A 19864-nucleotide genomic window follows, 5' to 3' on the forward strand; every position below is an offset into this window, starting at 1 on the left:
ACGGCAGCCTACTGCCCGGTGACCCGCACCCGCTCCGGCAGCCGCGCGGCCGCGGCCGCCGTCCGCGGTCCCACCCCGAGCGCGAGCGCCACCCGCAGGTCCGCGCCGGTGTCCACGTCCTGACGTACGGAGTCCACCGCCTCCAGCGCCAGTTCCACCGCGCCGGACGCCCGGTGGCGGGCCCGTGAGGCCGGGCCGAAGGCCGGGAGCAGGGCCTGCCCGGGGCCGGCCGCCAGCAAGGTCGTGCCGAGGTCCGCGGCGTCCGGGAGAAAAGCGCGCGGGAATCGGGCGGCGGCCTCCAGCACCATGGCCAATTCCGCCGGACGCAGCGCCGGGAGATCGGCGTTCAGGGCCGCCACGGCAGTTTCGGGCCGCGATGCGCGCACCACCGCGGCCCCGTGCGCCAGCGCCGGGTTCAGCCCCCCGCGCGGCTCGTCCGGGACGATCCCGGCGCCCAGCCGCGCCAGCTCCGGTCCGGCGACGGCGTCGTCCGTGACCACCACCACACCCCCGACCGCCGGGCAGGCCAGGGCGGCCGCCACGGTGTCCTGGGCGAAGGCCAACGCCAGGGCCGGCCGCACCCCGTCGCCCGCGGCGTCCGCCAGCCTGCTCTTCGCCCGGGTCAGGGGCTTCAGCGGGATGACCAAGGTCCACTGCACGAACGTTCGTCCCTCTCTTGTCGCGGACATTGTCCCCTGGCACACCCGAGTGGGCGGGAGTCGGGGGTGGGGGGGCGAAGCTCCTCCAAGGGCGGTGGTGGGTGACGGGCGGGCGTACGGTGTTCTCGACAGACCGGCGGCCCGGGGTGACACTTGTGCGGCTCCCCAGGCCCTAGAGGAAGGTGTCCGCGTGCCCCGCCGCAGAATCGGCTTCTGGTACCGCTTCGCAGCGGTGATCTGCAAACCGCCACTGGTGGTTCTGATCAAGCGGGACTGGCGAGGAATGGAGAACATTCCGGCCGAGGGCGGATTTATCACCACGGTGAACCACAATTCGCACATCGATCCCTTCGCCTACGCCCACTTTCAGTACAACACCGGGCGAGTGCCGCGATTCCTCGCGAAGAGCGGCCTTTTCAGGAAGGGATTCGTCGGCGCCGCGATGCGCGGCACCGGGCAGATCCCCGTCTACCGCGAGAGCACGGACGCGCTGAGCGCCTTCCGCGCCGCGATCGACGCCGTGGAACGCGGCGAGTGCGTCGCCTTCTACCCCGAGGGCACCCTGACCCGCGACCCCGACCTCTGGCCGATGACCGGCAAGACGGGTGCCGCCCGTGTCGCCCTCCAGACCAAGTGCCCGGTGATTCCGGTCGCCCAGTGGGGCGCCAACGAGATCCTGCCGCCCTACACCAAGAAGCCGCACTTCCTCCCGCGCAAGACCCACCACGTGCTGGCCGGCCCGCCGGTGGACCTGTCGCGCTTCTACGACCAGGAGATGACCCCCGAGCTGCTGAAGGACGCCACCGAGGCGATCATGGCGGCCATCACCCGGCTCCTGGAGGAGATCCGCGGCGAGCGGGCACCCGAGGTCCCGTACGACCCGCGCCGGGAGCGGCTGGAACAGCGCCGCATGACCGAGGCGCAGACCCACGGCAGAGCCGCCGTGGCCGGACGGGAAGCGCGGGAAGCCGTACAGGAAGAGGGGCAGGGCACGTGAGCAAGCCGGTCAAGGCGGCCGTCTTCGGTACCGGATCGTGGGGGACCGCCTTCGGCATGGTCCTCGCCGACGCGGGCTGCGAGGTGGTCCTCTGGGCCCGCCGCGCCGAACTCGCCGAGGCGGTCAACTCCACGCGGACCAACCCCGACTACCTGCCCGGCGTCGAACTCCCGGAGAACCTGCGGGCCACGACGGACGCCGCCGAGGCCGCCCGGGACGCCGACTTCACCGTCCTCGCGATCCCCTCGCAGACCCTGCGCGCCAACCTCGCCGAGTGGGCGCCGCTGCTCGCCCCCGGCACGGTCCTCGTCTCCCTGATGAAGGGCGTCGAACTGGGCTCCGCCATGCGGATGAGCGAGGTGATCGAGGACGTCGCCAAGGTCGGCCCGGAGCGCATCGCCGTGGTCACCGGCCCGAACCTGGCCCGGGAGATCGCCGCCCGGATGCCGGCCGCCGCCGTGGTGGCCTGCACCGACGAGGCGGTCGCCCGGCGGCTCCAGGCCGCCTGCCACACCCCGTACTTCCGCCCGTACACCAACACCGACGTCGTCGGCTGCGAACTCGGCGGCGCGGTGAAGAACGTGATCGGGCTGGCCGTCGGCATCGCGGACGGCATGGGCCTCGGCGACAACGCCAAGGGCTCGCTCATCACCCGCGGCCTCGCCGAGACCACCCGGCTGGGCGTGGCCCTGGGCGCCGACCCGCTCACCTTCTCCGGACTCGCGGGCCTGGGCGACCTGGTGGCGACCTGCTCCTCGCCGCTGTCGCGCAACCACACCTTCGGCACCAACCTCGGCAAGGGCATGACCCTGCAGGAGACCATCGCGGTCACCAAGCAGACCGCCGAGGGCGTCAAGTCCTGTGAGTCGGTGCTGGATCTGGCCCGCCGGCACGGCGTCGACATGCCTCTCACCGAGACCGTCGTCGGCATCGTCCACGAGGGCAAGCCGCCGGTGGTCGCCCTCAAGGAGCTGATGTCGCGCAGCGCCAAGCCGGAACGACGCTGAGCGACCCCGCCGGTCCAACGCTGTCTCCCGGCCCTACCAACGGGTACTCTCATCGCGATATGAGCACCGAGAACCTCCCCCAGAGCCCTGAGCAGCCGTCCCGCAAGCCGCGCGTGGCCGTCGTGTGCGGCGGGCGCAGCTCCGAACACGGAATCTCCGTGGTCACCGCCGGAGCGGTGCTGCGTGCCATCGACCGGACCAAGTACGAGGTTCTGCCGATCGGCATCACGCGCGACGGCCGTTGGGCACTGACCGCGGACGACCCGGAGCGCATGGCGATCACCGACCGCCGCACGCCCAGCGTCGAGGAGCTCGCCGAGTCGACCGAGGGCGGCGTGATCCTCCCCGTCGACCCCGCCAACCGCGAAGTCGTCTACAGCGAGCCGGGCTCGGTGCCCAAGGCGCTCGGCGAGGTCGACGTGGTCTTCCCCGTGCTGCACGGCCCGTACGGCGAGGACGGCACCCTCCAGGGCCTCCTGGAACTGTCCGGTGTGCCGTACGTGGGCTCGGGTGTGCTCGCCTCGGCCGTCGGCCAGGACAAGGAGTACATGAAGCGGGTGTTCACCTCGTTCGGGCTCAAGATCGGCCCGTACGTGGTGATCCGGCCGCGCGAGTGGGCCCAGGACCGGCCGGCGGCCCGCAAGAAGATCGTCGACTTCGCCGGCGAGCACGGCTGGCCGCTGTTCGTGAAGCCCGCGCGCGCGGGCTCGTCGATCGGCATCACCAAGGTCGAGGACCTCTCCGGTCTCGACGAGGCGATCGAGGAGGCCCAGCGGCACGACCCGAAGGTGATCGTGGAGGCGGCCCTGCGCGGCCGCGAGATCGAGTGCGGTGTCCTGGAGTTCGAGGACGGCCCGCGGGCCTCCGTCCCGGCCGAGATCCCGCCGCCCGAGGCGCACGCGTACTACGACTTCGAGGCGAAGTACATCGACTCCACGCCCGGCCTGGTGCCCGCCCCGCTGACGCCCGAGGAGACCGCCGAGGTGCAGCGGCTCGCGGTGGAGGCGTTCGAGGCGGCCTCCTGCGAGGGCCTGGTCCGCGCGGACTTCTTCCTCACCGAGGACGGCGAGTTCGTGATCAACGAGATCAACACCATGCCCGGCTTCACGCCGATCTCGATGTACCCGCAGATGTGGCAGGCCAGCGGCGTCGCCTACGAGGAGCTGGTGGACCGGCTGATCCAGGCGGCCCTGCGCCGGTCGACCGGCCTGCGCTGAGCGGCGCCGACTTCATTGCCGACTTCACTCAGGAGGCGATCCCCTCGGGGATCGCCTTCTTGACGGCCGGGGCCAGGCCGACGAGCGGGGCCACGCCGTGGCCGGTCCGCTCCTTCGGGATCGTCACCTCGACGTACGCCTTGCGCAGGGTGGTGGTGAAGCGGAACGACCCGTCGCCCCGCTTCTCCAGCAGCCAGCCCACGCCGTTCACCTCGGCGCCGTCCGCGTCCGGGTCCGTCATCCGGCCGGGCCGCTCGACACCGCAGCGCAGTATGATCGCCGGGCTTCCCCAACCCGCGGTCAGCGCGGAGGCGGGCGCGGGGTCCCGGCGTTCCAGTCCGTCCACCGTTCCCGGCAGCGCCCTGTCCAGGTTCCGGCACAGCTTCGTGACCGCCGGGCCCGGGCTGGGAACCGCCGCGGTGGCGCTGTCGTCGCTTGAGGAACAGCCCGCGGCGGTGATCAGCACGGCGAGGACGGGCAGACCGATGAGCCGGTGACGCGAAGAGTTCACCGGCCAAGGGTAGACGGGGGCTACAGATGCACGACCGGGCAGGTCAGGGTGCGGGTGATGCCGTCCACTTGCTGGACCTTGGCGACCACCAGGCGGCCGAGGTCGTCCACGGTGTCGGCCTGGGCGCGCACGATGACGTCGTAGGGTCCGGTGACGTCCTCGGCCTGGATGACTCCTTGGATCTTGCTGATCGTCTCGGCGACGGTCGACGCCTTGCCGACCTCCGTCTGGATCAGGATGTACGCCTGTACCACGGAACCTCCAGGGCGGCCACGAGGATCATGTGGGGAAAAGGAACGCCACGGTATCGCGTAGCCGCACGCCACGGGGAGACCCGCGAGAGCCGCGGCCCGCGCGCCCGGGTGCGGGTACGACAGAAGTTGACGGTCATCTCGACCGTAGCGAGGACCGTGATGACGCGCGAGTGGGAACGGACAGGCACAGAAGGGGCGGAAGGGCAATGAAGGGCACTGTGGGTGAGCTGGGGGAGTTCGGGCTCATCAGGGAGCTCACCTCCCGTCTCACCACCACCCCGGCGGTCCGGGTCGGCCCCGGCGACGACGCCGCCGTGGTCGCCGCACCCGACCGCAGGGTCGTGGCGAGCACCGACATCCTCCTGGAGGGCCGGCACTTCCGCCGCGACTGGTCCACGGCCTACGACGTGGGCCGCAAGGCGGCCGCGCAGAACCTCGCGGACATCGCCGCCATGGGCGCGGTGCCGACCGCGCTGCTGCTCGGCCTGGTCGTCCCGGCCGAGCTGCCGGTCACCTGGCCCACCGAGCTGATGGACGGACTGCGCGACGAGTGCCAGGTCGCGGGCGCCTCCGTGGTCGGCGGTGACGTGGTGCGCGGCGACACGATCATGGTGTCGATCACCGCCCTCGGTGATCTGCGCAACCACGAGCCGGTGACGCGCGGGGGCGCACAACCCGGCGACCTCGTCGCGGTGACCGGCTGGCTGGGCTGGTCCGCGGCCGGGTACGCCGTCCTCTCCCGCGGCTTCCGCTCGCCGCGCGCCTTCGTCGAGGCGCACCGCCGCCCCGAGCCGCCCTACCACGCGGGCCCCGCGGCCGCAGGGCTCGGCGCGACCGCGATGTGCGACGTCAGCGACGGGCTGATCGCGGACCTCGGGCACATCGCGGAGGCCAGCAAGGTCCGCATCGACATCCGCTCCGGCGCCATCGACATCCCCTCCCAGATGAACGACATCGGGCAGGCCGTCGGCGTCGATCCGCTGCAGTGGGTGCTGACCGGGGGAGAGGACCACGCGATCGTGGCGACCTTCCCGCCGGACGTGAAGCTGCCCGCCCGCTGGAAGGTGATCGGCGAGGTGCTCAACCCCTCGGCGCTGCCCCAGGTCACGGTCGACGGGGCGCCGTGGACCCGGCAGGGCGGCTGGGACCACTTCGGGGACGTGGAGCAGTGATCCCGCCCCGGGTGCTCACCGTGGCCGGCTCGGACTCCGGCGGCGGGGCCGGCGTCCAGGCCGACCTGAAGACGATGCTCGCCCTCGGCGTGCACGGCATGAGCGTGATCACCGCGGTGACCGCGCAGAACTCCCGCGGTGTGCAGGGCGTCTGGGAGCTGCCGGTGGAGGCGGTCCGGGCGCAGTACCGCAGCGTCGTGGACGACATCGGCGTCCAGGCCGTGAAGACCGGGATGCTCGCCTCGGCGGAACTGGTCGAGGCGGTGGCGGAGTTGATCAACGGCACGGACGCCCCCGCGGTCGTCGACCCGGTCGGCGTCTCCAAGCACGGGGACCCGCTGCTGACCGCCTCCGCGCTGGACTCCGTACGGACCCTGCTGCTCCCGGCGGCGACCGTCGCCACGCCGAACCTCGACGAGGTGGCGCAACTGACCGGAGTGCGGGTCGAGTCCGAGGAGGAGCTGCGCGAGGCGGCCCGGGCCGTGCTGGAGTACGGGCCGCGCTGGGTCCTGATCAAGGGCGGTCACCTCGCGGGCGACGCCGTGGACCTGCTCAGCGACGGCTCCGAGGAGCACTGGCTGCGCGCCCCCCGGTACGACAACCGGCACACGCACGGCACCGGCTGCACCCTCGCGTCGGCGATCGCCGCGCAGCTGGCGAAGGGACGGGCCGTGCCCGAGGCGGTGACGGCGGCCAAGGAGTACGTCACCGGCGCGATCGCGGCCGGATTCCCCCTCGGCGGCGGCATCGGCCCCGTGGACCACGGCTGGGCGCTCGGCACGCGGAACGCGGGCTCCTCGTAGGGACGCCGGGGCCCGGACGGCGTGAGTCCGCCGGGACGCCCGGGCCCGGACGGCGTGAGGTCGCCGGGGCGGGGGAGACCGGCCGGCGTGGCCCCCCGGGACGACGGAGGGGCGAGGGACGGAAGCCCGGGCACGGCAAAAAGCCGGTCCACCGAGGTGGACCGGCTCTGTGCGGCGAACCGGCGTGGGCCGCGCGCTCAGCTGAGCGTCAGCGCGAGACCTTGCCGGCCTTGATGCACGAGGTGCAGGCGTTCACGCGCTTCGGCGTCCCGCCGACCACGGTACGCACACGCTGGATGTTCGGGTTCCAGCGACGGGACGTACGGCGGTGCGAGTGCGAGATGTTGTTGCCGAAGCCCGGCCCCTTGCCGCAGACGTCGCAGTTGGCAGCCACGGGTCACTCCAAAGACTTCAGATCCACTTACGGTTGATCCCGGCATGCCGGGATCGAGATCCTAGGCTCCAGTACGGGCTCAGAGATCTGAAGGGCGCTGCCAGGGGAAAAGCCCGACCAGGATCGGGCAACCGGAGCAGCATACAACGACTGCGTCCGTACAGCGAAACTACCATGGCGGCTCCCGGGCCCGCTGCCGCCCTCTTCCGTCCGGCACCACCCCGGGGTCTACGCTGCGTCCAGTCCAGCAGCTCAGGGAGGCGCAGGTGGCGCAGGTGCCGCAGACGTTCGATGCGCTCGCGGTGCGCACCTGGTGCGGCCTGGCGCTGCGTGCGCTGGGCCGGGCGCGCGAGGAGATCGACGCGATCAACGTCTACCCCGTGGCCGACGGGGACACCGGCACCAATCTGTATCTGACCGTCGAGTCCGCCGTGGCCGCGGTGGAGGCCGTCTTCTCGGCCCACGAGGTGCACGGCCGGAAGGCCGGGGCCGGAGGAACCGGGGACGCTGCGTCCTGCCGGGGGCGGGGGGCCGCCGCCGGGCCGTCGCTGGCCGACGCCGTGCGGGCCATGGCGCACGGGGCGCTCATCGGGGCGCGGGGCAACTCCGGCACGATCCTGGCGCAGCTGCTGCGCGGCATGGCGCAGGTACTCGCCGCCGACGGTGAGAGCGCTCACACCGACGAGCGGGGCCTGCGGCTCGCCCTGCGGCAGGCCGCCGACTCCGCCCGGCGGGCCGTGGCGCACCCGGTCGAGGGCACGGTCCTCTCGGTCGCCTCGGCCGCCGCCGAGGCGGCCACCGGCGCCGAGGGCGACTGCGGCACGGTCGCGCGGGCCGCCTACGAGGGGGCGCGCGCGGCCCTCGCGGCGACCCCGCGCCAGCTGGCGGTCCTGGAGCGCGCCGGAGTGGTCGACGCCGGCGGGCGGGGCCTGGTGACGGTGCTGGCGGCCCTGGTGGAGACGCTCACCGGGGAGACACCGGCGGCGGGGGCCGTATGGACGGCGGGCGCGCAGGCGACCGTGCCGCACGCGCGCGTGGACGACGAGGTGACCGACCGTTCCGCCGGGGCGCATCCGTACGCCGATCACGCGGAGGCACCGGGCGGGCCGAGCACGGAGGCCGGCCGCACCGAGGGCGCGGCCGAGGCGCACGCGCGCGTGGCCGCGTCCGGCCGGGAGGCCCCCGGCGCGTGCGGCCCGGACGACCGGGGGCCCGCCTTCGAGGTGATCTACCTCCTGGAGGCCGAGGACGCCGCCGTGGACCGGCTGCGCGCACGGCTCGACGCGCTCGGGGACTCCCTGGTCGTGGTCGGCGGCGACGGGCTGTGGAACGTCCATGTGCACGTCGACGACGCGGGCGCTGCCGTGGAGGCGGGGGTGGAGGCCGGCCGGCCGTACCGCATCCGGATCACCCACTTCGCGGTCGGCGACGTGCACACCACCGGCGCCGAACGGCCGCCCCGTGAGCGCGCCCAGCGCGCCGTGGTGGCCGTCGTGCCCGGCGAGGGCCTGGCCGGGCTGTACGCCGAGGCGGGGGCGATCACCGTCCCGGCCCGGCCAGGGGAGCCGCCCGCGAGCGGGGAGCTGGTCGAGGCCGTGCGCCGGGCCCACGCGCGCGAGGTGGTGCTGCTGCCCAACGACGCCGAGCTGCGGCACACCGCGGCCGCCGCGGCCGAGCAGGCCCGCGGCGAGGGCGTCCGCGTCGCGCTCATCCCCACCCGCTCCGCGGTCCAGGGCATCGCCGCCCTCGCCGTGCACGAGCCCGAGCGCCGCTTCGACGAGGACGTCGTCGCCATGACCTCGGCGGCCGGTGCCACCCGCTACGCCGAGGTCACCGTCGCCGAGCGCCAGTCCTGGACCACGGCCGGCATCTGCCAGGCCGGTGACGTCCTCGGTCTGATCGACGGCGACGTGGCCGTGATCGGCTCGGAGGTCACGGCGACTGCCTGGACCGTCCTCGACCGGATGCTCGCGGCGGGCGGCGAGCTGGTCACCCTGGTCCTCGGCGACGAGGCCCCCGCCGCCGAGTCGCTCGCGGTGGCCCTGGAGACCCGGGTGCGCGAGTCGTTCCTGGCGGTGGACACGGTGGTGTACCGGGGCGGACGGCAGGGGTCCCTGCTGCTCATCGGGGTGGAGTGAGCCAGCCGGGGCGGCCGGGCCGCGCGGCCTAGATCCGCAGGGGCCGATCCGTGGGGGCCGGTCCGCGGGAGCCCGGTGGTGTGCCGCGCCACCTTCGGGACGGCACACCACCCGGCACCCGGGCGGGGTCATCGCGCGTCCTCGGCCTCCGACAGCCTCAGCAGCCGTTCCGCCTCGGCGATCCGCGCCCGTACGATCCCGTCCCCGCCGTCCCCGCCGTCCCCGTCATCGGCACTCCCGGCATCCTCGGCGCCGTCGTACGCGTCGAGCACGGTTCGCGCGTGTGCCGCCGCGGCGGCCGGACGGCCCAGGTCGACCGCCAGCCGGCCGGCGGCGAGTTCGGCGTCGGTCCGCTCGTGCAGCGCGACCCCGCCCAGCGAGGCGAACACCTCCCTGGCCCGGACCATGGCGGACAGGGCCTCCTCCAAGGTGCCCCGCATCGCGTCGTCCGCCACGCCCCCGGTGACGGAACGGGTGAGCAGATCGCCGAACTGCCGGTGCGTCCCGGCGAGTTCGCCCAGCAGCCGCTGCCGCGCCCCGTCGTCGTCGCCCACGGCGTCCAGCGCGGTCTCGCATTCCCGGACGGCGGCGGTCATCAGCTCGCGCGCCCGGTCCGTGCCGCCACCCGGCCCGTCCACCGCGTCCACGCCGTCCGGCCCCGCGCCGGGCTCACGCCCGGGGTCCGCCTCGGGCCGGGGCGCACCGTCCCCCTCCCCCTTCGCGCGCAGGGCCAGCCAGGCGCGGGCGCGCAGGGAGCGTACGAGGCCGTGGACGTCGCCGAGCGAGCCCCACAGCTCGCCCGCGCGCGCGTAGGCCTGGTCCGCCTCGGCGAGGAGCCCCGCGTGGCCGAGCGACTCGGCGGCCAGGTGGGCGAGCGTGGCGTGGTCCTGCTGCTCGGGCCAGTGCCGGGCGATCTCCGCTGCCCGCAGCCGGCGTTCGGCGGCCGCGCGGTGCTCCCCGAGCTCGCTCAGGCAGTCCCCGAGCCACCACTGGGTCTGCACCACCGCCCCGTCGCCGTGCGTCTCGACGGACAGGTCGAGCAGCGCGGACTCCAGCACCTCCGCGGCCTCCGCCCACCGCCCCAGCCGCAGCAGCAGCCCGCCGAGCTGCTGCCGGGCCCAGGCGCCGAGCCCGGGCCCCTCACCGGCCTCGTCGGCCCAGTGCGCCGCCTCGAGGGCGTGGTCCGCGGCCTCCTCGGCCCGCCCGCGCCCACCGAGCACCTCGGCGAGCTGGAGGTGCAGCTGGGCCCGCCCGGCCGGCTCCAGGTGCGGCCCGCCGTGCTCCAGGGCCGCCCGCAGCGCCCGTTCGGCCTGGGCCGGGTCGCCCAGGTGGTACGACAGCCCGGCCAGCCGGGCCTCGTACTCCGCCGCCAGCCACGGCAGCCCCGCGTCCACGTACTCCGCCGCGGCCCGCGCGAACAGCTCCGCGGCCGAACGGATGTCCTCGGCGTGCACGGCGACCTCCGCCAGCATCGCCCGCGCCTCGGCCGTCCGCGACGCCAGCCGCACGTCGTCCCCGGCGCGCCCCTCGACCAGCGCCAGCACCTCCCGGGCGGCGGCCGCCGCGGCGGCCAGTTCCTCCGGCGCCACCGGCCCGCCGGCCCCGTGCACCCGCCGCATCAGGATCCGCGCCCGCCCGATCAGCACGGACGCCGCCTGCCGCAGGCCGGTGCCGTCCTCGGCGTACAGCGCGAGGACACGGTCGTACGGGTCGGCGACCGCGGCGAGCGCCTCGTCCACCGCACCCGTCAGCGCCCGGACGTACGCCGCCCGCGAGCGCGCGGCCAGCGCCTCCCCGGGGTCGCCCGCCTCCGCGTACAACTCGGCGGCCCGCTCGAACAGCCCGGCACCCTCCGGCCCCCGGTCCATCGCCTCGTGGTCGGCGATCTCGGCGCGGTCGCGGGCGTCCAGTTCGGCGTCCCGGGCGGCCCGCGCGACGGCCGCCCACGCCTCCACGGCCTCCGGCCGCAGCGTGTCCGACAGCCGCCGCGCCTCGGCGAGCAGCGCGGGCAGGCCGGCCGCCTCCGGCTCCGCGGCGGCCGCGCGCTCCACCCGGGGGACCACCGCGTCCCTGGCCGGCCGCGCCGTGCGCACGCCCAGGGGCAGCCGGTCCACCAGCGGGCGCTGCGCCATGCGCGCGCGTGTCTGCCCGCTCACGTACGCGGTGCCGTTGCGCCGGTCGAAGCGGGCGGCCAGCGCCTCGGCCTCGGCGCGCGCGTGCCCGGCGAGCTCACCGGCCGTCCAGGTCCGCCCGGCCGGACCGGGCACCGGCTGCCCCGCCATGCCCAGCTCGGTCACCCGGTCCATCAGCAGGGCCACCACCGCCAGGAAGTCCAGCTTGCTGCGCGGATGCCCGGAGTCGGTGAAGTACGCCGGCCGCTCCGCCAGCAGCTCCAGACCGCGCGCCTCGTTGCCGGTCAGGGCGCAGAACTCCACGTGGTCGGCGTACGCGCCGCGCATGCTCTCCATCGGCCGCACCAGCCGCAGGCCCCGCAGATGGTGGGCGCGGGCCTCGTCGAGGCGGCCCAGCCGCAGCAGCGGTGTCAGGGAGGAGGCCAGAGCGGTGTGCGGCTCGTGCGCGCAGGTGAACTCGCCCTCCAGGACCGGCCGCCACAGCTCGATCGCCTCCGCGTCCCGGCCGCGCTCCGCCTGCCACCAGCCCTGCGCGTGCAGCTCGCACGCGTGGCAGTCGGCCATCCGGTCCCGGTCGGCCGCCAGCCACGCCGCGTACGCCCGCTCGGCCCGCGCCAGGTCGCCGACGTGCGCGGCGACGCTGAACTCGGCGCTGCGCACGGCCCGTTCGGAGTACCCGGCGAGCCGGTAGCGGTGCTCCATCTCGCCGAGCCACTTCTCGATCGAGGCCAGCGGGACGTGCGGCTGGTCCAGCATTCCGGCCGACATCCACTTGAAGAACCAGTGCAGCCCGTGGGCCTCGTACTCGTCGAAGTCCTCGGGGTGTTCGTCCCACATGCGCAGCAGCCGCGCGAACGGGACGAACATCTTGTCCTTCTCGGAGCTGTAGTTGTAGACCTGCAACTGGTGCCCGAGCGCCTCGATCACGGCGAGCGGGATGCCCAGCCGCTCGGCCTCGGCGAGCAGGTACTCCGCGCGCGCGTTGCGCGCCGGCCCCTCCGGCTGCCCGGAGTTGTCCGCCATCGCCCGGCGCAGCGCGTCGAAGTCGGTGATCGAGCTCATCGGGCCCCGCCCTCCGCCGAGTCGCCGTCGCTGTGGGTGGCCCACTCCAGCAGGCCGAGGAACGCGCGGTTCAGCAGCGCCGAGTCGGCCGGGCGCAGCGGGCGCTGCGCCATCAGCAGCGCCTGCCCGTAAAGGGACTCCGCGGCCGTGCCGACGAGGTCCGCGTCGCCCAGGGAACTGATCCGCCGGATCAGCGGGTTGAGGTGGTTGAGCACCAGACGCGCGCGCGGGGCGCCCCCGCGCAGCGAGCCGAGGATGCCCGCCCACAGGTCGTCCGCCTCCGCCTCGGCGTCCGCGCGGGCCTGCTCGTGCCGGGCCGCCCGGTCGTCCAGGTGCAGCGCGGGCACCGACAGCGGATGGAAGGCGCGCAGCACCACGTCACAGCCCAGCGGGTCGAGCCTGGCCCGCGCGGCCGCCAGGAAACCCGACAGGGCCAGCTCCTCGGCCGGGTCGACCGCGTCCAGATGAGCGGTCACGGTGTCCGCGTCCAGTTCGGCGACCACCGTCCCCGGGCGCACCGACGGCAGCGCCTCGACCAGCTCGCCGTCGTACGTGTAGCCGCCGTTGACCACGCCGATGCCCTGCGCGGAGGCGATCGGCGCGACCTGCCGGTACTCCTCCACCGTCCGCGTGAAGTGCACGACGGGGTGCCGCTGCGCGAACTCCTCCAGGGACAGCCGCCCGTCGGTCGTCTCGAACGGCAGCCACGGCAGCATCGTGCGCAGCATCTCCGTGTCGTGCCGGGCGAGGGACTTCACGCCCAGGTGGTGCACGGCGAGGAACGCGGCCAGCCGCTCCGGGTCGCCCGCCGCCAGGCCGGTGAGCCAGGAGCGGATCCTCTCGCCCAGCGCCTCCCGCACGGCGGCCAGCGTCTCGTCCTCGTACAGCGACTCGCGCGAGGCGGTGGGCCGCAGACTGTCCGTGTCGAGCACACAGCGTACGAAGAACGCCCAGTCGGGCAGCAGCTGTTCGCCCCGCTCGGTGAGCAGCATGCCCTTCAGGTGCACCCGGTGGCCCGCCCGCTGCGCCGGACTGACCGCCGACGGCAGCACGTACGCCACCCCGCGGATCCCGGCGAGCGGCACGTCCAGGCCGATCGAGTCCAGCGGCGTGAAGCCGAACAGGTCGTTGCAGTGCCGGGCCAGTGCCACCCGGCGGGCGGCGGGGGAGGCGTACGACCGGTCCCAGGGGGCGGGCAGGTCCGTCACCGGGGTGTCGCCGACCCGGACGTCGTACGGCAGCAGCGACCCGAAGTCCCGTGCCAGCTCCAGCACCCGCTCCGGAGCGAGCCACTCGGCAGCTCCGGCCCGCGCCTGGAGGTGCACGGTGGTGCCGGGTTCGCGGCGGGCCTCGTCCGGCAGGGTCCGCACGGTGTACGAGCCGTCGTCGCGCGCCGTCCACTCCACGGGCGGCGCGCCGGGCACACGGGCGCTGCGGCTGACGACCCGGATCCGCTCGGCGACCACGAAGCAGGCCAGCAGGCCGATGCCGAACTGCCCGAGGAAGTCCGAGCGGGCCTCCTGCAGCCCCTCGGCCCGCTTGGAGCTTCGGCCGATGGTCGCCAGCAGGTCGTGCAGGTCGGACTCGGTGAGACCGACGCCGGTGTCCTCCACCCGCAGCGTGCCGCCGTCCGCGGACAGCCGTACGCGGGCCGGAGCACCGGGATCGCCGGCGCGCCGGGCGGTGACGGCGTCCACCGCGTTCTGCAGCAGCTCGCGCAGATAGACCCGGGGGCTGGAGTACAGATGGTGCGAGAGCAGGTCCACCAGGCCGCGCAGATCGACCTGGAAGGTGTGGGCCGGCTGAGGTTCCTGGGATGACTGTGAGATCTGGGAGTCCATCGTCACAGCGCCGGTGGGGGGACTTCGGGACGGCGCGGGGTAGGGCGGCCCCTGGTGGGGAGGTGACCGCGAGAGGGCCGGAGCGCGTCATCCTAGAGCGCCGACGACCCGTCTGACCAGGGGTTTCCCAAGACGTATACGGCAATGTCAGTGCGGTGGTGTGCAATGGATCTCGTGCCCGCACTGGAAGAACCACTGAAGAAGGTGCTCGGCCCCGCCACCGCGAAGGTGATGGCCGAGCACCTCGGCCTGCACACCGTCGGCGACCTCCTCCACCACTACCCGCGCAGATACGAGGAGCGCGGCCAGCTCACGCACCTCGCCGACCTGCCCATGGACGAGCACGTCACCGTGGTCGCCCAGGTCGCCGACGCCCGCCTGCACACCTTCGCCTCGGCCAGGGCCCCCCGCGGCAAGGGCCAGCGCCTGGAGGTGACGATCACCGACGGGAGCGGCCGCCTCCAGCTCGTCTTCTTCGGCAACGGCGTGCACAAGCCCCACAAGGAACTCCTGCCGGGCACCCGCGCGATGTTCTCGGGCAAGGTCTCCGTCTTCAACCGGCGCCTCCAACTCGCCCACCCTGCCTACGAGCTGCTGCGCGCGGACGGCGACGGCGCGGAGGAGACGGCCGAGACCTGGGCCGGCGCCCTCATCCCCATCTACCCGGCCACGGCCAAGCTGGAGTCCTGGAAGATCGGCAAGGCGATCCAGACCGTGCTGCCCGGCGCGCAGGAGGCGCTCGACCCGCTGCCCGAATCGCTGCGCGCCGGACGCGGCCTGGTCACCCTCCCCGAGGCCCTGCTCAAGATCCACCGCCCCGGCACCAAGGCGGACGTCGCCGACGCCCGCGCCCGGCTGAAGTGGGACGAGGCCTTCGTCCTCCAGGTCGCCCTGGCCCGCCGCCGGTACGCCGACGCCCAGCTCCCGGCCGTACCCCGCGAACCGAGGAGCGACGGCCTGCTCACCGCCTTCGACGACCGCCTCCCCTTCACCCTCACCGATGGCCAGCGCAAGGTCAGCAAGGAGATCTTCGACGACCTGGCGACCGAGCACCCGATGCACCGGCTGCTCCAGGGGGAGGTCGGTTCCGGCAAGACGATGGTCGCGCTGCGCGCCATGCTCGCCGTCGTCGACGCGGGCGGCCAGGCCGCGATGCTCGCGCCCACCGAGGTGCTGGCCCAGCAGCACCACCGGTCGGTCACCGAGATGATGGGCGAGCTGGCCGAGGGCGGAATGCTGGGCGGCGCCGAGCACGCCACCAAGGTGGTGCTGCTCACCGGTTCGATGGGCGCGGCCGCCCGCCGTCAGGCGCTGCTCGACCTGGCCACCGGCGAGGCCGGCATCGTGATCGGCACGCACGCTCTGATCGAGGACAAGGTGCAGTTCCACGACCTCGGGCTGGTCGTCGTCGACGAGCAGCACCGGTTCGGCGTCGAGCAGCGCGACGCCCTGCGCGGCAAGGGCAAGCAGCCGCCGCACCTGCTCGTCATGACCGCCACGCCGATTCCGCGCACGGTCGCCATGACGGTCTTCGGCGACCTGGAGACCTCCGTCCTGGACCAGCTCCCGGCCGGGCGCTCACCGATCGCCAGCCATGTCGTCCCCGCCGCCGACAAGCCGCACTTCCTGGCGCGGGCCTGGGAGCGGGTGCGCGAGGAGGTGGCGGGCGGCCACCAGGCCTACGTGGTCTGCCCGCGCATCGGCGACGAGGAGGACGACCCGAAGAAGGGCGCCCGGAAGGAGTCCCCCGAGGACGAGGCCGAGAAGCGCCCGCCGCTGGCCGTCCTGGACGTCGCCGAGCAGCTCGCCCGGGGACCGCTGAAGGACCTCACGGTCGAGGTGCTGCACGGCAGGATGCAGCCCGACGACAAGGACGCGGTCATGCGCCGCTTCGCGGCCGGCGAGACCCACGTCCTGGTCGCCACCACGGTCGTCGAGGTCGGCGTCAACGTGCCCAACGCCACCGCGATGGTGATCATGGACGCGGACCGCTTCGGAGTCTCCCAGCTGCACCAGTTGCGCGGCCGCGTCGGCCGCGGCTCGGCGCCCGGCCTGTGCCTGCTGGTCACGGAGATGCCGGAGGCGAGCGCCGCCCGCCAGCGGCTTAACGCGGTCGCCTCCACCCTCGACGGCTTCGAGCTTTCCCGCCTCGACCTCGAGCAGCGGCGCGAGGGCGACGTCCTCGGCCAGGCCCAGTCCGGCGCCCGCTCCAGCCTGCGTGTGCTCGCCGTCATCGAGGACGAGGAGATCATCGCCGAGGCCCGCGAGGAGGCCGCCGCGCTCGTCGCCGCCGACCCCGGCCTGGAGCGGCTCCCCGGCCTGCGGACCGCGCTGGACGCCCTGCTGGACGACGAGAGGGAGCAGTACCTGGAGAAGGGGTGAGCGGCCTTGCCCGGGGGCGCGCGCCGACCGCGCGGGCGCACGGCGGTCCCGCGGCCGCCGCGGGACGCGCGGCACCCCCCACATCCGCCTGCCAGACTGGATCTGTCACCAGCCCACGACCTAGGACCCGAAATGACCCGCGTGATCGCCGGCGCAGCCGGCGGACGCCGCCTGGCCGTCCCGCCGGGAACCGGCACCCGCCCGACCTCCGACCGCGCACGCGAGGGCCTCTTCTCCACCTGGCAGTCCCTGCTCGGCGGCCCGCTGCGCGGCGAGCGAGTCCTCGACCTGTACGCGGGCTCCGGCGCGGTGGGCCTGGAGGCCCTGTCGCGGGGAGCCGGGCACACCCTCCTCGTCGAGGCCGACGCCCGCGCCGCCCGTACCGTCCGGGAGAACGTGAAGTCCCTCGGCCTGCCCGGCGCCGAGGTGCGGGCGGGCAAAGCGGAACAGATCGTCCAGTCGCCGCCTCCGGCCGAGCCGTACGACATCGTCTTCCTCGACCCGCCGTACGCCGTCTCCGACGACGATCTTCGCGAGATTCTGCTCACACTCCGCACCCAGGGGTGGCTCGCGGAGGAAGCCCTCGTCACCGTGGAGCGCAGCACCAGAGGCGGCGAATTCCGGTGGCCGGACGGCTTCGAGGCGATCCGGGCCCGTCGCTACGGCGAGGGAACGTTTTGGTACGGTCGCGCCGCCTCTACGTGCGAAGACGCACGATGACCGGACCGGAGAGCGAGGGATCACTAGTGCGCCGCGCCGTCTGTCCCGGGTCGTTCGACCCGATCACCAACGGACACCTCGACATCATCGCCCGCGCGTCCAGGCTGTATGACGAGGTCTACGTCGCCGTGATGATCAACAAGTCCAAGAAGGGCCTGTTCGAGATCGACGAGCGGATGGACCTCATCCGCCAGGTCACCGCCGAGTTCGGGAACGTCCGGGTCGAGGCCTTCCACGGCCTCCTCGTCGACTTCTGCAAGCAGCGCGACATCCCCGCCATCGTCAAGGGCCTGCGCGCGGTCAGCGACTTCGACTACGAGCTGCAGATGGCCCAGATGAACATCGGCCTCACGGGCGTCGAGACCCTCTTCGTGCCCACCAACCCCACCTACAGCTTCCTGTCGTCCTCCCTGGTCAAGGAGGTCGCGGCCTGGGGCGGCGACGTCTCCCACCTGGTGCCGCCGCAGGTCTTCGCCGCGCTCGGCGAACGCCTGAAGCAGGACTGAGGGCCCGGCGGGGGCTGACGGGCCGTCACTCGGTGTCCCGCGGCCGCGCCATGGCCGTACAGTCGTCCCGTCCGTCTCCAACACATCGGTAGAGAGTGGCGAGCACACGGTGGACGTGCAGAAGAAGCTCGACGAGATCGTCTCAGCGGTCTCCAGCGCCCGGTCCATGCCCATGTCGGCCTCGTGCGTGGTCAACCGCGCCGATCTGCTCGCGATGCTCGAAGAGGTGCGCGCGGCCCTGCCCGGCTCGCTCGCGCAGGCCCAGGAGCTCATCGGCGGCCGCGAGCAGATGGTGGAGGAGGCCCGGCGCGAGGCCGAGCGGATCATCGACGGCGCGCACGCCGAGCGCGGTTCGCTGATCTCGGACACCGAGATCGCCCGCCGCTCCCAGGCCGAGGCCGACCGGATCCTCACCGAGGCCCGCACCGAAGCCGAGGAGATCCGCGCCGAGGCCGACGACTACGTCGACTCCAAGCTCGCCAACTTCGAGGTCGTCCTCACCAAGACCCTCGGCTCGGTCGGCCGCGGCCGCGAGAAGCTGCTCGGCACCGGCCCCGGCCTCGACGAGCAGGGCTACGAGGACGAGGACGCCCCCGAGCGCAGCCACGACCCGGACACCCTGCGCCGCGACGCCGACGCGTACGTCGACGCCAAGCTGGGCGCCTTCGAGGCCGTCCTCGCCAAGACCCTGGACGCGGTCGGCCGCGGCCGGCAGAAGCTGCACGGCCGGATCGCCACCGACGACCTCGGCGCCCTCGCCGACGACACCACGACGTTCCAGCACTCCAGCGACGCCGACTACCTGGCCGACCTCGCGGCCCTCGCCGAGCAGGACACCCCGGCCGAGCAGCCCTCCGTACCGCAGCAGCCGGCCGTGCCCCCGCAGCCCGCGGTGGCGCAGCAGTACGACCAGCAGCCCGCGTACGGCTACCAGCAGCAGGACGTGTACGGCGGCTACCAGCAGGAGTACGCCCAGCCGGACCCGTACGGCTACCAGCAGGCCGACCCCTACGCCTATCAGGGCTACGACGCTGGGCAGGGGGCGTACGACCAGCACCAGGCCCAGGACCAGGCCCAGCAGCCGCACCAGGCCCAGCAGGGGCAGGGCTACGCCCTCGACGAGACCAGTCTCTTCGACACCAGCATGATCACGCCCGAGCAGATGCGGGCCTACGAGCGGGAACGCGGCCTCTAGGCACCCAGGGACCGCCCGGGGACCGTCCGGCGACCGCCCACGAGCCGCCCGCGGACCGCGGCGCGAAGCCTGTACGGGCCGGGAGCGCCCACCCGAATTGGGCCGACAGCGAAAGGTCCAGTATCCTGGCTCTTCGGTCGCGCATAAGCCCGCGATCAGCGCTGCCCGGCGACACCGTAGGGCAGTGTCCCTCTGAGCCCAGAAGATCGAAAGCAGGAATGGCCTCCAACGCCCGCCTCGACCACCGCAACCCCCTCGTGTTCGACACGCACGAGCTGGGACGGCGTCCCGGTGCGCTGCAGCGGCTCACCCGCTCGATCCCGGCCCCCAAGGACTTCGGCGTCCAGGGAGTCGTTGGAGTGCCGGAAGGCGCCCCGGTGGAGCTCGAACTCCGACTCGAGTCGGTCATGGAAGGTGTGCTCGTCACCGGCACCGCCCGTGCACAGGCCGAGGGGGAGTGCGTAAGGTGTCTGGAGCCGGTCGAGCTGGAGCTCGACGCGGACTTCCAGGAGATGTTCTCGTACCCTGACGCCGACGACCGGGGCCGCGTGATCGCGGAACCGGGCGACGACGCCGAGGACGACGAGGACAGGCTCTTCCTCGAGGACGGCCTGTTCGACCTCGAACCCGTGCTGCGTGACGCGGTGGTGCTCGCACTGCCGATGCAGCCGGTGTGCCGGGAAGACTGCCCGGGACTGTGCTCCGAGTGCGGAGCGCGGCTCGCGGACGACCCGGACCACCACCATGACGCCGTCGACATCCGTTGGGCGGCACTGCAGGGACTCGCCGGTTCACTCGAAGACGGCGAGAAGGACGAGATGAGCGGCGGCGTGCCTCGATCAGCGCCCGCCGACGAGAAGCAGGAGAAGTAGCC

The 19864-nt window shown here is 73.7% G+C and carries 17 protein-coding genes; 11 read left to right on the top strand and 6 right to left on the bottom strand.

Annotated elements, in window-relative coordinates; genetic code table 11:
* Window positions 1–8 precede the first annotated feature (8 nt).
* A complete protein-coding gene (cofC, locus tag ACIQ9G_RS31075) occupies window positions 9–659 on the bottom strand; it encodes a 2-phospho-L-lactate guanylyltransferase (protein ID WP_403616184.1) in 651 nt (216 codons plus the stop codon).
* 190 nt (window positions 660–849) lie between these two features.
* On the opposite strand from cofC, the gene ACIQ9G_RS31080 reads away from it, so the two are divergent.
* The 3 genes from ACIQ9G_RS31080 to ACIQ9G_RS31090 are packed head-to-tail and all read left to right on the top strand — an operon-like array spanning window position 850 to window position 3880.
* Entirely contained in the window at window positions 850–1656 is an 807-nt protein-coding gene (locus tag ACIQ9G_RS31080) for a lysophospholipid acyltransferase family protein (RefSeq protein WP_403616187.1), read from the top strand.
* Window positions 1653–2663, top strand: coding sequence for an NAD(P)H-dependent glycerol-3-phosphate dehydrogenase (locus tag ACIQ9G_RS31085; protein ID WP_403616190.1), 1011 nt, complete (start codon window positions 1653–1655; stop codon window positions 2661–2663). Before ACIQ9G_RS31080 ends, ACIQ9G_RS31085 begins: the two co-directional genes overlap by 4 nt.
* A gap of 59 nt (window positions 2664–2722) precedes the next feature.
* Window positions 2723–3880 carry a D-alanine--D-alanine ligase family protein gene (locus tag ACIQ9G_RS31090; RefSeq protein ID WP_403616193.1) on the top strand — a complete coding sequence of 386 codons (1158 nt, stop codon included), beginning with the start codon at window positions 2723–2725 and terminating at the stop codon, window positions 3878–3880.
* Window positions 3881–3908: 28 nt separating this feature from the next.
* Here the strand turns inward: ACIQ9G_RS31090 and ACIQ9G_RS31095 are convergent, their stop codons facing one another.
* Window positions 3909–4391 (bottom strand): DUF3515 domain-containing protein, encoded by a 483-nt coding sequence (locus ACIQ9G_RS31095; RefSeq protein ID WP_403616195.1) that lies wholly within the window; start codon window positions 4389–4391, stop codon window positions 3909–3911.
* Between the two features lie 20 nt (window positions 4392–4411).
* Window positions 4412–4645 carry an Lrp/AsnC family transcriptional regulator gene (locus ACIQ9G_RS31100; protein WP_403616197.1) on the bottom strand — a complete coding sequence of 78 codons (234 nt, stop codon included), beginning with the start codon at window positions 4643–4645 and terminating at the stop codon, window positions 4412–4414.
* A 206-nt stretch (window positions 4646–4851) separates the two neighbouring features.
* On the opposite strand from ACIQ9G_RS31100, the gene ACIQ9G_RS31105 reads away from it, so the two are divergent.
* Entirely contained in the window at window positions 4852–5817 is a 966-nt protein-coding gene (locus ACIQ9G_RS31105) for a thiamine-phosphate kinase (RefSeq protein WP_356191636.1), read from the top strand.
* On the top strand, window positions 5817–6620 hold the full coding sequence (thiD, locus tag ACIQ9G_RS31110) for a bifunctional hydroxymethylpyrimidine kinase/phosphomethylpyrimidine kinase (RefSeq protein ID WP_403616463.1): 804 nt from the start codon (window positions 5817–5819) through the stop codon (window positions 6618–6620). The genes ACIQ9G_RS31105 and thiD overlap by 1 nt, the downstream gene beginning before the upstream one ends.
* A 208-nt stretch (window positions 6621–6828) precedes the next feature.
* Here thiD and rpmB read toward each other — a convergent pair whose 3' ends face one another.
* Window positions 6829–7014, bottom strand: a complete 186-nt coding sequence (gene rpmB / locus ACIQ9G_RS31115; RefSeq protein WP_003993230.1) for a 50S ribosomal protein L28 — start codon at window positions 7012–7014, stop codon at window positions 6829–6831.
* Window positions 7015–7280: 266 nt separating this feature from the next.
* Here rpmB and ACIQ9G_RS31120 point away from each other — a divergent pair, with 266 nt between their 5' ends.
* Window positions 7281–9152, top strand: a complete 1872-nt coding sequence (locus ACIQ9G_RS31120; protein WP_403616199.1) for a DAK2 domain-containing protein — start codon at window positions 7281–7283, stop codon at window positions 9150–9152.
* A gap of 128 nt (window positions 9153–9280) precedes the next feature.
* On the opposite strand, the gene ACIQ9G_RS31125 is transcribed toward ACIQ9G_RS31120, so the two are convergent.
* Entirely contained in the window at window positions 9281–12346 is a 3066-nt protein-coding gene (locus ACIQ9G_RS31125) for a tetratricopeptide repeat protein (RefSeq protein WP_403616201.1), read from the bottom strand.
* Window positions 12343–14187: an HSP90 family protein gene (locus ACIQ9G_RS31130; RefSeq protein WP_403616203.1), complete on the bottom strand. Its 1845-nt coding sequence runs from the start codon at window positions 14185–14187 to the stop codon at window positions 12343–12345. Before ACIQ9G_RS31130 ends, ACIQ9G_RS31125 begins: the two co-directional genes overlap by 4 nt.
* A 165-nt stretch (window positions 14188–14352) precedes the next feature.
* Between ACIQ9G_RS31130 and recG the strand changes: the two genes are divergently transcribed.
* The 5 genes from recG (at window position 14353) to ACIQ9G_RS31155 (ending at window position 19862) form a co-directional block, all read left to right on the top strand.
* Window positions 14353–16569: an ATP-dependent DNA helicase RecG gene (gene recG, locus ACIQ9G_RS31135; RefSeq protein ID WP_403616205.1), complete on the top strand. Its 2217-nt coding sequence runs from the start codon at window positions 14353–14355 to the stop codon at window positions 16567–16569.
* A 132-nt stretch (window positions 16570–16701) separates the two neighbouring features.
* Window positions 16702–17289, top strand: coding sequence for a 16S rRNA (guanine(966)-N(2))-methyltransferase RsmD (gene rsmD / locus ACIQ9G_RS31140; RefSeq protein WP_402438856.1), 588 nt, complete (start codon window positions 16702–16704; stop codon window positions 17287–17289).
* Window positions 17290–17315: 26 nt separating this feature from the next.
* Entirely contained in the window at window positions 17316–17795 is a 480-nt protein-coding gene (gene coaD, locus ACIQ9G_RS31145; RefSeq protein ID WP_392194500.1) for a pantetheine-phosphate adenylyltransferase, read from the top strand.
* 109 nt (window positions 17796–17904) lie between these two features.
* Window positions 17905–18990, top strand: coding sequence for an ATP synthase F0 subunit B (locus ACIQ9G_RS31150; RefSeq protein WP_403616208.1), 1086 nt, complete (start codon window positions 17905–17907; stop codon window positions 18988–18990).
* Window positions 18991–19208: 218 nt separating this feature from the next.
* On the top strand, window positions 19209–19862 hold the full coding sequence (locus ACIQ9G_RS31155; RefSeq protein WP_403616211.1) for a YceD family protein: 654 nt from the start codon (window positions 19209–19211) through the stop codon (window positions 19860–19862).
* Window positions 19863–19864 lie beyond the last annotated feature (2 nt).

This window comes from Streptomyces sp. NPDC096152, assembly GCF_044763235.1.
Classification (GTDB): Bacteria; Actinomycetota; Actinomycetes; order Streptomycetales; family Streptomycetaceae; genus Streptomyces.